The organism is Neobacillus sp. DZ-9, assembly GCF_059587065.1.
The window spans coordinates 619,189-633,289 of the sequence record NZ_JCAIOL010000001.1 but is presented as its reverse complement, the minus strand read 5'-3'; the positions used below and the strand labels follow the sequence as shown (position 1 = coordinate 633,289).

Genomic DNA, 14,101 nt, shown 5'->3' with positions numbered 1-14,101 from the left:
CGTCTAGCTATTTGGCTTAGACGATTTTTTTATGATGGTTCTCTTCACAAAATGTTTTTCCTGTTCATGCATCAGCTCTGTGAGCTGCCGGTACGAATGATATAAATTGGGCCTCGCTTTAATAAACGCCAATCTTTCTTCAAGATTAACCGGTTTTATCTCTAGTTGGTCAAATGGCAGCGGCCCTTGAAAAAAGGACCTATCATTTGTTATCAATATAAATTGAATGAATAGCTCAATCCCTTTCTCCATCCATTCTTTCGTATCTTTAAGGCTTCGGCTGCAAAATAATTCATCCAGTCTTCCTTTTACTATCTCCCATTCCTTAAGGATCCTCGTTACGTCTTGATCTCCATCATCCATGGGAAACTGCACTGCCCTTCATTCTTTTTTTACCTTCACGGCATATTTCTAATAATGGGCAAGATGGGCATTGTGGATTTTGAGCTTTACAATGATACCTTCCAAAGAAGATTAAACGATGATGGGTTACCGACCATTCATCTTTTGGAATTCGCTTCATTAAAGTCTTTTCCACTTCCAATACGGAATCCTTCCACCTGCAAATTCCAAGACGCTTACTTACTCTTTCTACATGTGTATCAACGGCGATTGCAGGGACATTAAAGGCAACTGAAACCACGACATTTGCAGTTTTTCTACCTACACCCGGCAGTTTAGTTAACTCGTCCCTGTCCTTTGGAAGTTCTCCGCTATATTCATCTAAGATCATCCTGCAGAGACTTTGAATATTTTTCGCTTTATTCCTGAAAAGTCCAATCGATCGTATGTCATTTTGTAATTCCTCAAGCGGAACCTTTAAATAATCTTCCGGTGTTTTATACTTTTTAAATAATTCCTTTGTGACCTTATTTACTAGTGCATCTGTACATTGTGCCGATAATGAGACAGCAATTATAAGTTCAAACGGATTTGAATGGGTTAATTCACAATGGGCGTCTGGGAACATCTCTCCCATTTGATCTAAACAATATCGGATTTGAGTATTATTCAGCATAACATTTCACCTGCTTGTCCGTAAAACTTTTATTGTTCTAACCAGTTGTAAAAGGGAACCGATGAAGACTGAGATTCATCTTTAACATTTGGTTTCAGAGATTGTTTTTGACGAAACTTTCGTCCCTGATTTTTCGCTTGTTCTATAGTTTTAATACCGTTTTTCTTCCACTCAAAAAGGATTCTATCAATATAGCGAAAATTTAATTTGCCTGACATTACAGCTTCCTTTAATCCTGCTTTAATAATAACTGGGTCATGGTGATCATCATCCATCCACATCCCAAGGGTTTCGCATTCAAAAGGTGATAAAGGCCGGCCAAACTCCTTTTCAAAACATGTATATAAATCAGTCTCTTCTGCCTTCTTGTTCATTTCGCTCATATTTCGATTTTGGATTAAAAATTGTTCGACGAGTTTCTCCCACAAAGGCTTTAGGGAATACTTTTCAAATCGGATTCCTTCATGTGAATATTCATCCATGATTTCAATAAAACCTCTTTGGATTAGCCTTCTTAGCATTTCATTACAATCTGAAATAGAAATAGTCATTCGTGCCGACAGTTCTTCCGGTGTTGGAAATTCATTCCCTTTTTCTAAAAAAGTAAGTATATTTAGTAAAAGAACGAGCTCTGTTTCGTTTAAATTAAGATTGCGGTATTCAGAAAATAATAGTGTTGGTATCGAAATATTGCCCTCTTGTAGCCATGATAATAATGTTGTTTTCATCTTTTGGACACCTCCTGATAAGTATATCATGAACATTTTATCCGAGTAAGAGTATTAGGTATCCAGCATTGGAAAGGAAATCAAAAAGCCTGCAGAAAGCAGACTTTTTGTTAATATCAAAGGTTGTAACTATATTAGTTTTTAACGTTTGCTTTTTCTAGTACAAACTGGTGAATCCTTGCTACGGCTTTTTCTAATTGCTCGAGCGAAGTTGCGTAGGAAAGGCGAATATTATCTGGTGTTCCAAACCCTGAACCAGGAACGACAGCCACTTTTGCATCTACAAGCAATGCATCTACAAAGTCATCAACTTGATTAAAACCAGTCATTTCAGCAGCAGCTTTCACATTTGGATACAAGTAAAATGCACCTTGTGGTTTTACACAAGAAAAGCCAGGAATTGCAACTAACTTATCATAAATGATTTCTAATCTTTTTTCAAATGCTTGACGCATTTCTTCTACTGGTTCTTGCGGACCATTGTAGGCTGCAATTGAAGCGTATTGTGCAGTTGTAGTAGGATTCGATGTACTATGACTGGCAAGATTTGTCATCGCTTCAATGATATTTTTATTTCCGGCAGCATAACCAATTCTCCATCCTGTCATGGAATGTGACTTGGAAACTCCGTTAATGACAATCGTTTGTTCTTTAAGCTCAGGTGATAGCTCGGCAATCGATACATGCTTGACGCCGCCATATACAAGCTTTTCATAAATCTCATCTGAAACGATAAGGATATTTTCTTCCAAACAAATTTTACCTAATTCTAAAAGCTCTTCAGCTGTATAAAGAACGCCAGTTGGATTGCTAGGTGAATTGATAATCACTGCCTTAGTTTTATTCGTAATAGCCTTTAGTAGTTGTTCCGGTGTAATCTTAAATTGATTTTCTTCAAAACCCTCAATATATACAGGGACACCGCCTGCTAATTTGACTTGCTCTGGATAGCTTACCCAATAGGGAGTAGGGATAATAACCTCATCACCGTCATTGAGAATTACCTGAAATAATGTATAAAGAGCATGCTTGGCTCCATTGGCTACAATTATTTCATTTGGTTTATACGTTAATCCCTGGTCTTGTTCAAATTTCTTGATAATAGCCTTTTTTAATGCCGGTAAACCAGCTGAAGGGGTGTACTTTGTATAGCCTACATTCATCGATTCTACTGCAGCATCTAAAATATGTTTAGGTGTATTAAAGTCAGGCTCGCCTGCCCCTAAACCTATTACATCTTCTCCCTTTTCCTTTAATTCCTTCGCTTTAGCGGTGATTGCTAAAGTGGTAGAAGGTGTAAGTGCCATTACTCTATTAGCCAGCTCCACTACCATGCCTGTTCCTCCATTCTCCATCCACTCTATAGATTTTCAATTTTTTTCAGCCATTCGCCTGTTTCAAAGTGTACATAATAATAATTTATTAAATTATTTTCAGAACGATAATAAATTTCCCATAAAGGGATATTTTTTTCCATACCTAACCGAACTGAAATAATTTTCTTAGGTTTTTTTTCTTGTAATAATTTTTTTATGGCCTCATTTTTAGTGAGTCCATTCTTTGCTTTTTTTACAATAACTTTTTTACTTTTTTCGGGAATCCACACAATGATTTTTTCGCCTTCATTATTTTTCCCTTCGATTACATTTACTGTCTCTAAACCATTGTAAATATGAAAGTCCTCTACATTACTGATTTTAACCTTTTTATTAGCAAGTAATAGTGCTTTTTCTTCAGCCGCTTTTACAGGTTCAACCGCTGAGAAATATACCTTAATCAAGATACCCAAAATACCAATTACAAATAATGCCAGAACAAATAACCACTTTTTCACTTTCATTCACTTCTTTATGTACGATATATGGTAAAAATCGCTTTATTTTTATCTTGCTGATCAAGGGCTAATCCAAACATAAGGTCATTTTCTTTCAAAGTACGATTTAGAGCATCAACTACTTTATATAAATCCGGACTATGCTGGATTTTTACAGTTGATAAAACTTCAATTTTACTTTCCATCCAATTCCTCCATAAAACAAAATCGATAAAAAATTCTACTCAATTATTATAACAGGTTAAAGCGAGAAACGTACTTGAAATGCTAGAAGAATTAAATGAATATTTTTACTCACCTGCTTCAACTGGCAGGGGAATTACTTCATAGCTTGAATCTGTAAATTTAATTGTCACCGTACCGTGCTTTTTTGTAAAATATATCTCTGACCAAATATCATGTAAATCGTGAATGATATCATTATCAAAGAGTTCACCTTCATCAGCATTAAGAATCGAAATTTGCGGATTAAAAAATTCGATTAATTTTTCTGTTATTGCATCCTCTTTAGCGAAAAGGGGAGTTTTAAAAACGTTTAGATTCTCGAGGTTCCGCGTTAAAAGAGCTTGTTCAGCGCGTTTGCTAAAAGAATTCATCATGAAAATACGATGTTTAAAAAACTCCAAAGTAAAATCTAAACCTTCATTCTGCATACTTCCTAAAAATTGAACTTGGGCTGTCAACTCAGGTAGAATTTCTTTTTTCGTGCCCACTCCCCAAGCCACAATTGAAACCTGATGTGCTGGATTTAAACTTCTCGAAAGAAGTGCTGCCATTTTAGGTGTTGTAATGAGCTCTTGGATCTTATATTTTATAAGAAACTGATTGATCAGATTAATTGGAGGTTCAGCTTCATCATTAGTAAGGATGAGCGTAGAAATTTCCTTGACATCATATAAGCTAAGCCATTTTTCCAATTCTGCTTTGCTTTCTTCTCTCCCGATATTCACTAAAACATTTCCGCCATTAGGTCCTTGTATAAGTGTTGCTTCTCCAGCAGACAATCCCAAAAAGGTAATGGCAACCTCATGTTCTTTCAGTTTCAAATCAATATTTTCAATTTTACTTGTCGCAAAAACAGTCGAGGTGGCTTGAAATATGATAGTAATTAAAAGCAATAAAATTCTCATGCACATTCCTCCCATAGATACTAATAGAATGTACAATTTTACCATTATTTATCATAACCAAGCGTGAATAAATTCTACAAGCATATCTATTGGCCCTTTTTTAACCGGCACGGAAGGAATTGATTTCAAAAACGCCCTTCCGTATTTTGTCGTTACAATCCTTCTATCAAAAACAACTAAAATTCCCCTATCGTTCTCTGTGCGGATCAAACGCCCAAAGCCCTGCTTAAATTTTAAAATGGCTTCAGGAAGTGAGTATTCGGAAAAAGCATTCCCACCCTGGTCTTTGATCACTTGGCATTTTGCTTCCGTCAGCGGTTCGTCTGGCGGGCTAAAAGGAAGTCTCACAATCACCAGACAGGTTAAATCCTCCCCAGGAATATCTACCCCTTCCCAAAAACTGCTGGTTCCTAATAAAATAGCTTTGTCATATCGCTGGAAATTCCGCGTCAATCTCGTACGGCTGCCGCTCGTAATACCTTGGGCTATCATGACATAATCATTTAGAAAACCGCTTTCTTTAATTAATTCATAGGTTTTCTTTAACATATCATAGGCCGTAAAAAGAAGCATCATTCTTCCATTTGTCGCTTCTGCAAGTGTAATAATATGCTCAGTTATTGCAATGACATATTCATCCAAAGTAACCGCATTAATTTCTGGTAAGTCCTCAGGAATTAAAAGATTGACTTGATGCTTATATTCAAATGGCGAAGGAATCATAATTTGTTTCGTCAAAACTGGATCTAATCCGATTTCTTTAATTATATAGTTAAATGAGTTATTTACCGTTAAGGTGGCAGAGGTGATGATTACCCCTTTTTTAACTTGAAATAATTGCTCTTTTAGAGCATTGGCCACGGATGCAGGCTGCGCCAAAAAGGTTGTTACGTTTTGTGGCGAGCGGATATCCATCTCAATCCATTTAACATCGTGAGAATCAATTATAAAACACTTTATGACCGTTTCCCTTAGCATAGCTAAGTCATTTGAAAACAGTAAGATTTCTTCCATTTTACTTTTCTGTGAATTTGATAAGAAATTTGTCTGTTTTTCTAAAAATTGAAGCCGTTCCATAATAGATCCATGCAGGTCTTTAAGTAAAAAGGAAAACCTTTCAGCACTGTGTTGGATTCCCTTTGTTTCTTTCCCTCCATCAGATTTAGAAAAGCGGACTTTAGCACGATAAAAACCTTTTTTGTTAGCCAGCATTTTTTTCGTATAAAGACCGATTAGCTTAAAGAATTCATCCATTTCATAGGTTAGGTCCACGATTAGCTGATTCAGCTCAAGTCGGGAAGCAAGTTTCTCATTTGTAATACGAATAGAAGATACCAAGCCTTCTAGTTCATAAAAAAGCTGTTTCTGCTCATAAAGTCCAAATTGGCCTAATAACAGTCTTGTTGATAAATAATCTAAGGTTAAACCGAAAAACTGAGATGCGACTTTTTCAAGATGATGTCCCTCATCAATAATCACATAGTCATATTCGGGTAAAATGGCGCTATCTCCCTTTATGTCGCTTAATAATAAAGAATGATTGGTTATGATTATATCAGCTGACGAGGCCGCTCTTTTTGCTTTTTGGTAGAAATCCTTCTCTTGCCATTCGCGGTTTTGGGAAAATACTGTCGGTTCATTCTTTATTTTATTCCAGTAAATGAGCCCGCCGCTCGAAATATTAAGCTCATCCTTATCTCCGGTTTCTGTTTCCGTCAACCAAACAAGTATTTGCATTTTAGTTAACGTGGTATCGTAATTATCGTTTTCATCCAAAAGTGTTTGATAGAACTTTTCTAAACTAATATAATGGGTCCTCCCTTTAAGCAATACCGGACGAATCTTAAACGGAAGAATTTTGTCTAAAATTAGAATTTCTTTCTTTAAAATCTGCTCTTGCAGCTGTATGGTATGTGTGCTAACAACAATTGGGAGATTTTTTTGTTTGGCAAAATAGGCACTTGGCAAGAGATAACCTAATGATTTGCCTACACCAGTTCCCGCTTCAATTAAAGTATGGTGCATATTGAATAAAGACTTATGAACCTCATCCATCATCGTAAATTGGCCCGTTCGATTCTCAAAGTCATTAAAACCATGTTTAATCAGTTCCATTTTCTCTACATCATCAGAAGGAAACTTGAAATCGATTCCACTTTCGCTTTCTTCTTGATCATGCTTTAAATCCTTTTTTAAGGCAAGATTCTTAAATATCTCAATACCCTTTGGAAGCTCCTCATGTTCCATCTTTTTATTTTCCAGAAGGTCATCAAGAAGCTGTTGGAGGTCACTTTTCAAACCTCCAGAAAGTTGTGTAAGCTGTTCCATTGTGATTAAAGGCAACTGAGATAATTTTTTCAAAAAAATTAGAAAGAGTTCTGCAGTTACCTCGGCATCGCTATCAGCTTGATGAGGACGGTCGTGATTAAGATTTTCTCTTTCTGCTAAATCAGTTAGTTTATAGCCATCTGCGGTGGGATATAAAATCCTGGCCATTTCGACCGTATCCAGAACTGGGCCATAAAATCCCTCGAAGCCTGCCTGAATTAATTCCTCCTGAAGGAAGGACAAATCAAACAAAACATTGTGCGCGACAAAATATGCCCCTTCTAAAAGTTCCGATACTTGCCCGGCAATTTCAGAAAATAAAGGAGCGTCCTTAACCATATCATCATTGATTCCAGTTAGCTCTTCGATAAAAACTGGAATGGATTTTTGTGGATTGACAAGTGATGAATAAGCATTTTGGACTATTCCGTTTTCGATGACTACAGCTGCGAATTGGATGATTTTATCGCCTTTTTTGGGAATGTTCCCTGTAGTTTCCAAATCGATAACAACAAATTTATTTGACATTTGATAAACACCCCGAACTTCTGTTCATTAAACGGTATCACAAAAAGACTAAAAAGTAAAAAAGAAAAATCCCCGAAAAAATATCGGGGATTACTACATAACGGTTAGTGCTGGTTCTGCATGAATTAGTTCTTTAATCCGGTTATTCTCATCCATAATCGCCACTTTAGGTGTATGCTCCGACACTTTCTCCTCAGCCACAAAGACATAGGAAATAATAATGACGATATCGCCTGGCTGTACAAGGCGGGCTGCAGCACCATTTAAACAAACCACACCGCTACCTCTTTCTCCCGGTATGATATAGGTTTCTAAACGGGCACCATTGTTATTGTTGACAATTTGCACCTTTTCATTGGCAATCATGCCAACAGCATCTAAAATATCTTCATCTATCGTTATACTGCCAACATAGTTTAAATTAGCTTCTGTAACCGTTGCGCGATGGATTTTTCCGTTCATCATGGTGCGAAACATTGATTTATTTTCCTCCCCTGATTGTTACTCTATATCAATAATCAAATTATCTATCAATCGAACCTTCGTAAATTTTACCGCAAGTGCAATGATAATCCTACCGTTTAATTCTTCCAAAGGCTTTAGCTCTGGATAGGAGAAAATTTCGACATAATCGATCTCCCCTTTTGATTCACTTGTTATCATTTCTTTTATTAAGTAAAATAATCTGCCAGAATCTCGTTCACCTAGTGAAATGGCTTCCTTGGCAGCCTGCAGGCTTTTATATAAAACGGTTGCCTGAAGTCTATCTTCAGGGAGTAGGTTGACATTGCGGGAACTTTTAGCAAGACCGTCATGTTCACGGACGATATCAACTGCAACTAAATCAATTGGAAAATTAAAATCAGAAATTAGCCCATGAATGACAGCCACCTGCTGAGCATCTTTTATGCCAAAATAAGCCCGAGTCGGCATCATGATATTAAATAGTTTCGTGATGACCGTGGCCACTCCGTCAAAATGGCCGGGTCTTGACTTTCCACATAATACATCTGTACGTTCTTGAACGACCACTTTTACTGAAGGAGAAGCTGGATACATTTCCTCTACAGAGGGGAAAAAGATATAATCGACCTTCTCACCTTCAGCTAAAGCACAATCACGCTCAAAATTACGGGGATAGGTAGAAAAATCCTCTTTTGGGCCAAATTGCAAAGGATTGACAAAAATACTTAATACCACGATATCATTTTCCTTGCGTGCCTTATTTAACAATGTTAAATGACCTTCATGCAGAAATCCCATTGTTGGAACAAAACCAATTGAATGTCCTTTTTCCTTCTGTTGCTGAATTTCCGATTGCATTTCTTGGATGGTTGTTACGACCTTCATTCTATACCTCCGTATAAAACCTTTAACTCCGTTTCCTTCATGGTAAAAGAGTGTTTATCTTCGGGAAATTGTTTATTTTTTACTTCAGACACATATGCTTGAATAGATTCAAGCATAAAAGGATTGACTGAATGGTATTGTTTCACAAACTTTGGAACACGCTCAACGCCATAGCCTAAAATATCATGATAGACAAGAACTTGGCCGTCAACATCAATACCTGCCCCTATGCCAATTACCGGAATAGATAACGCCCTTGTTACTTCTTCTGCCAACTGTTTTGGAACACATTCAAGCACAACAGCAAAAGCGCCTGCTTCTTCGCATTTGATGGCATCATCCAGTAATTTCTTAGCCGCCCCGGCATCTTTACCTTGTACCTTATACCCGCCTAACACACCGACTGATTGCGGGGTTAGTCCTAGGTGAGCACAGACAGGTATCCCTGCTTTAGTAAGTGCAGAGATTTTCTCCAGAACTTCATCAGCCCCTTCGAGTTTTACAGCATGGGCTCCAGTTTCCTGAATGAGTCGTCCAGCATTCATTAATGTATCTCGAACCGATAAATGGTAAGTTAAAAAGGGCAAATCCGCCACAATAAACGTATCTTTTGCTCCACGTTTAACAGCTTTTGTGTGATGAATCATGTCTTCTAGTGTTACTGGGACAGTGGAATCATAACCCAACACCACCATACCAAGTGAATCACCAACTAAAATAAGGTCGATTCCTCCCTGTTCTGCTTGTTTGGCAGATGGGTAATCATAAGCCGTTAACATCACAATCTTTTCGTGATTTTCCTTCATTTTTAAGAAATCTGTTGTTTGCTTCATCCTTATTCCCTCCTTTTAATTGGGAGAGGTGATAAAACACAGTTAAAGAGCAAATAAAAAGATCCTTCTGAAGGCAGAGGATCTACGTTACTCTTATTACTGTTCCATCCCTCTGTCCCGGTCCGTACTACGGATCTAGGCAGATACCTTTTTAATTTTAGTATTACATAAAAGGTGCAGTTCCTTAGGATACTGCCCAAAGAAATTATAACAAATTATTTAAAAAGTGTACAAGGATATTTATTATAATCGAACTGTTTAAAGCTCAATATCAGCAGAGTATACATGATGAATGGTACCTAACTTATCTTCGAGCATTAATACACCCTCATCAGTAATTCCTAAAGCCTTTCCTTCAATTACATTTGTCAGGGTCCTCGCTTTTAGGATTTTCCCAATGCTGATTGCATAGCTTTCCCAAAGCAGCTTGATTGGGAGGAAACCTTGTTCTAAATAAAGTAAATATAATTTCTCGAAGTGTTTAAAGATACTTCTGATTAAACCAGCCCTGGAGATTGGTTCGTCTTTTTCAATATAAAGGGAGCTGGCCGTTTCATGTAGTTCAGCTGGGAAATCTTCTTTCTTTTGGTTTACATTAATCCCAATACCAACGATGATCGAATGAACCCGGTCGGCTTCGGCCTGTAATTCTGTTAAGATACCTGTCACTTTTTTCCCGTTGATTAAAATATCATTAGGCCATTTTATTTCAGGGGTAAGTCCCGTAAATTCTTCAATTGCCTGAACAATGGCAACCGCCGATAAAAGGGTTAATTGCGGTGTTTTTGTCAAAGGGATATTCGGGCGAAGGATAACGCTCATCCAAATACCGGTATATTTTGGTGAATGCCATTTACGGCTCATTCTTCCCTTTCCAGACCTTTGCTCTTCAGCAATGATGACCGTACCCTCTGGTACTTCCTCTGACGCAAATCGGTGTGCTATCTTTTGTGTCGATTCTACACTTTCCTCGTAATGAATGTTCCGTCCAATAAAATCCGTTGTTAATCCAAGTCTAATTTCATCAGCCGTTATTTTTTCGGGTGTTTTTACAATCCGATACCCTTTTTTTCTGACAGCTTCTAATTCAAAGCCCTCTTTCCTCAATTCCTCAATATGCTTCCAGACTGCCGTCCTGGAACAGCCAATTAAATCAGCTAGATGCTGCCCTGATAAATAATCTTCCCCAGCATTTGTAAAAGCATCAAGCAGTTCCTTTCTTAATTCTGACTGCACTCTACAAGCCACTCCTTAATTTGTTGATGATTATTCGCTACTTTTCCTATTAAAATTGCATGTTCAATTTCAAAAAGGGTATCCTTCAACCAAGGTCCTCCACTTTTATCGAACCACTGCATTAGGTCATTGCCTGTTACATTCATTTCTGAACGCTCTTTTATTGGCAGCCCCTGATAAACCTTCAGCCAATAATGAATAGACTCAATTTTTTCTATTCCTTTTAAAACTAGATAAAGCTTCTCTACTGATTGAATGGTATCCGACCCGGCAGAATACAAATCATAAACCGTCCAATTCTGTTCAAGTCTTTTGGCTAAGTATGCTAAGGTCATTTGAATATCCCTAACCTCTTTAATCGGCAGTCGCCAGGCTCTTAAAAAAGCATCGACTTCATTATTTTTTATTTCCATACAGAATAGAAGTAACGACCACATTTCTTTTACATTCAGATTTTCACACTGATAGGTTAATAAAAGCTCTAAATAATTCTTTTGATTTTTAAGGCCCGGCAAATAAGAATATAATTCAGTATCTAACAGGATGCTGAATGCATTTTTCCGATTTTCGCCGACTAAAAGTTTTTCAAATTCTGCTCTTTTTCGTTCCACAGCAATATTGTCAAGTAAGGGAATCAAGTTAGTTAACGCCGTAACGGTTTGACTTTCAATCGTAAAAGAGAGCTGGCTGACAAAGCGGACAGCTCTCATCATCCTTAATGCATCCTCATGGAACCGCTCCATAGCTGAACCGACGGTTTGAATGACCTTTTCGTCTATTGCCAGCTGGCCATTAAAAGGGTCAATTAATTTGCCCTGCCGGTCCATCGCCATAGCATTCATTGTAAAATCTCTTCTCTGCAGATCTTCTTTTAGACTCCGGATAAACGCAACCTCTTTTGGCCTTCGAAAATCCAAATATTCAGCTTCGGTTCTGAAAGTGGTAATTTCATACGATTCATTATTAAATAAAACAAGGACAGTTCCATGCTCGATCCCAACATCCACAGTTCTTGAGAAGACCCTTTTCACTTCTTCCGGTGTCGCGGATGTAGCGATATCGACATCACTAATTTGTTTATTTAGAAGAAAATCCCTAACCGATCCCCCAACAAAGTAAGCTTCATAGCCCGCCTCTTCCAGTCTCATTAGTACTGGAACGGCAGATAAAAATGGTTCAATCATTTCCTTCACCTTAATTCAGCAACTTAAAGTATATTTGTTCATACTGTTCTACGATGTTGTCCGCTTTAAATTTTGTTGTTGCGGTTTCCACTGATCGATTGGATAATTGTTCATGGAGTTTGGTATCCTTTAATAAGGCAATCGCTTTTGCAGCAATATCCTCAATATCTCCTACCTCACAAATATACCCAGTTTCACCATGATTAATAACTTCCGGTAATCCGCCCACATTGGTTCCAATACAAGGCACACCACAAGCCATCGCCTCTAAAGCAACTAGGCCAAAGCTTTCCTTTTCCGATAAAAGAAGCATTAAATCACTAATCGAGTACAATTCCTCAAGATTCTCTTGCTTGCCAAGGAAAATAACTTGGTCCTCAATTCCTAACTTCCTGACTAGTTTGCAAACTATTGTCATTTCCGGGCCATCTCCGACCAGCAATAATTTAGCAGGCATTGACGTTGAAATTTTTGCAAAGGTTTTTATGACATCCTGCACTCTTTTAACAGCACGGAAATTCGAAACATGGATAATGACCTTTTCTTCTTGCTTAATCCCAAATTCACACTTTAAAATGTCAGAATTGCTCTTTTGATAGATTCGTTCGTCAATAAAATTATAAACCGTTTCAATTTGTTTATCTGGATTAATAAGTTCATATGTTTGATTTACAAGAGCTTTTGATACTGCTGTGACAGAATCTGACTTTTCAATACCAAATTTAATGGCATCAGTAAGTGAGGGGTCATATCCTAAAACTGTAATATCCGTTCCATGTAAGGTTGTCACAATTTTAAGATCTCTTCCTGCCATTTGTTTGGCTAAAATTGCACAAACAGCGTGAGGAATGGCGTAATGAACATGTAAGATATCCAATTTTTCACGATTTGCTACTTCAGCCATTTTGCTTGCAAGTGCAATATCATAGGGAGGGTATTGGAAAACGGAATATTGGTTCACTTCTACTTGATGGTAGTATATATTGTGGTACATTTTATTTAGTCGAAAGGGAATGCTCGATGAGATAAAATGAATTTCGTGACCTTTTTCCGCAAGCATTTTCCCAAGTTCCGTTGCAACAACACCAGAACCGCCAACAGTTGGATAGCATGTTATTCCAATTTTTAGTTTCTTCATTGTTTATTCTCCTATCAAATCACGATTCAAAAGGATAGGAACTTTCGTTTTGAAGCCTTCGGCATAATTTACGCCTACCAGCTTGCCAAACATTTTTTCTCTAGCCTCTACTGTTTCAATATAACCGTTCACCAAAGGTGTATCGACGCTATCGTCCGTTTTTTCAAATTGACTTTTATAGGCTCGTAAAGCTGAAAGCTTTTTATCCATAAATGTTGAAATATCAATCGTAAATTCGGGATTATGGAAACCGTTGATCATATAAAAATAAACCCTTTCCACTCGGTGGGGTATATTTTCTTTATCTGTCTGATATTTTTTAATCCCCGCAGAGAAAACCGCTTCTTCGACAAGGCGGGCGCAATTCCCGTGATCGGGATGCCGGTCCTCAAAATAAGGTGCAAAGACAAGTCGAGGCTTGTATGCTCTAATTAATCCTGCAATTTCACGTATGTATTGTTCCGTCTGGAATAAGCCCCGATCCGGAAATCCCAATGAAGTTCGGAACTCTACGCCCAGTATTTCTGCCGCTTGTGCTGCTTCCTCTTTTCTTAAGGTTACGTTCCCGTTGGAAGAAAGATCTGCATCTGTTAAATCACATATGCCAATTCGTTTACCTTCAGATGCTAGTTTAGCAATCGTACCCCCCATGCCGATTTCAACGTCATCAGCATGGGCTCCAAATGCCAAAACATGCAGCTTCTTATTTTCCATTGCTTCCACCATTTTCTTTGACGATATTTCTCCAATCTATTAGTCCTTCTTCTAACCCCCTAATTAATAGTTCAGCCGTC

At 37.7% G+C, this 14,101-nt stretch carries 15 protein-coding genes; all 15 read right to left on the bottom strand.

Annotated elements, in window-relative coordinates:
* Positions 1 to 3: 3 nt before the first annotated feature.
* On the bottom strand, positions 4 to 363 hold the full coding sequence (locus tag AC59HZ_RS03280; protein ID WP_496544447.1) for a YpoC family protein: 360 nt from the start codon (positions 361 to 363) through the stop codon (positions 4 to 6).
* Positions 356 to 1,018: an endonuclease III gene (gene nth, locus AC59HZ_RS03275; protein ID WP_496544446.1), complete on the bottom strand. Its 663-nt coding sequence runs from the start codon at positions 1,016 to 1,018 to the stop codon at positions 356 to 358. Before nth ends, AC59HZ_RS03280 begins: the two co-directional genes overlap by 8 nt.
* 29 nt (positions 1,019 to 1,047) lie before the next feature.
* Positions 1,048 to 1,746, bottom strand: coding sequence for a DnaD domain-containing protein (locus AC59HZ_RS03270; RefSeq protein WP_496544445.1), 699 nt, complete (start codon positions 1,744 to 1,746; stop codon positions 1,048 to 1,050).
* Positions 1,747 to 1,880: 134 nt separating this feature from the next.
* Positions 1,881 to 3,074 (bottom strand): pyridoxal phosphate-dependent aminotransferase, encoded by a 1,194-nt coding sequence (locus AC59HZ_RS03265; RefSeq protein WP_496544651.1) that lies wholly within the window; start codon positions 3,072 to 3,074, stop codon positions 1,881 to 1,883.
* A gap of 32 nt (positions 3,075 to 3,106) precedes the next feature.
* Entirely contained in the window at positions 3,107 to 3,586 is a 480-nt protein-coding gene (locus tag AC59HZ_RS03260; RefSeq protein ID WP_496544444.1) for a cell wall elongation regulator TseB-like domain-containing protein, read from the bottom strand.
* 8 nt (positions 3,587 to 3,594) lie between these two features.
* Entirely contained in the window at positions 3,595 to 3,765 is a 171-nt protein-coding gene (locus tag AC59HZ_RS03255; protein WP_430062658.1) for a YpmA family protein, read from the bottom strand.
* A gap of 105 nt (positions 3,766 to 3,870) precedes the next feature.
* Positions 3,871 to 4,710, bottom strand: coding sequence for a hypothetical protein (locus AC59HZ_RS03250; protein ID WP_496544443.1), 840 nt, complete (start codon positions 4,708 to 4,710; stop codon positions 3,871 to 3,873).
* A gap of 51 nt (positions 4,711 to 4,761) precedes the next feature.
* The gene (gene dinG / locus AC59HZ_RS03245) at positions 4,762 to 7,566 is read right to left on the bottom strand and encodes an ATP-dependent DNA helicase DinG (RefSeq protein WP_496544442.1); all 2,805 of its coding nucleotides are present in this window, start codon (positions 7,564 to 7,566) and stop codon (positions 4,762 to 4,764) included.
* A gap of 93 nt (positions 7,567 to 7,659) precedes the next feature.
* On the bottom strand, positions 7,660 to 8,043 hold the full coding sequence (gene panD, locus AC59HZ_RS03240) for an aspartate 1-decarboxylase (protein WP_496544441.1): 384 nt from the start codon (positions 8,041 to 8,043) through the stop codon (positions 7,660 to 7,662).
* A 24-nt stretch (positions 8,044 to 8,067) separates the two neighbouring features.
* Positions 8,068 to 8,916: a pantoate--beta-alanine ligase gene (panC, locus tag AC59HZ_RS03235; RefSeq protein WP_496544440.1), complete on the bottom strand. Its 849-nt coding sequence runs from the start codon at positions 8,914 to 8,916 to the stop codon at positions 8,068 to 8,070.
* The gene (panB, locus tag AC59HZ_RS03230; protein ID WP_496544439.1) at positions 8,913 to 9,749 is read right to left on the bottom strand and encodes a 3-methyl-2-oxobutanoate hydroxymethyltransferase; all 837 of its coding nucleotides are present in this window, start codon (positions 9,747 to 9,749) and stop codon (positions 8,913 to 8,915) included. Before panB ends, panC begins: the two co-directional genes overlap by 4 nt.
* A 258-nt stretch (positions 9,750 to 10,007) precedes the next feature.
* On the bottom strand, positions 10,008 to 10,985 hold the full coding sequence (locus AC59HZ_RS03225; protein WP_496544438.1) for a biotin--[acetyl-CoA-carboxylase] ligase: 978 nt from the start codon (positions 10,983 to 10,985) through the stop codon (positions 10,008 to 10,010).
* Positions 10,970 to 12,169 (bottom strand): CCA tRNA nucleotidyltransferase, encoded by a 1,200-nt coding sequence (locus AC59HZ_RS03220; protein WP_496544437.1) that lies wholly within the window; start codon positions 12,167 to 12,169, stop codon positions 10,970 to 10,972. Before AC59HZ_RS03220 ends, AC59HZ_RS03225 begins: the two co-directional genes overlap by 16 nt.
* A 10-nt stretch (positions 12,170 to 12,179) precedes the next feature.
* Positions 12,180 to 13,307, bottom strand: a complete 1,128-nt coding sequence (gene bshA, locus AC59HZ_RS03215; protein ID WP_496544436.1) for an N-acetyl-alpha-D-glucosaminyl L-malate synthase BshA — start codon at positions 13,305 to 13,307, stop codon at positions 12,180 to 12,182.
* 3 nt (positions 13,308 to 13,310) lie between these two features.
* Complete coding sequence (bshB1, locus tag AC59HZ_RS03210) at positions 13,311 to 14,021, bottom strand: bacillithiol biosynthesis deacetylase BshB1 (RefSeq protein WP_496544435.1); 711 nt, start codon at positions 14,019 to 14,021, stop codon at positions 13,311 to 13,313.
* Positions 14,022 to 14,101 lie beyond the last annotated feature (80 nt).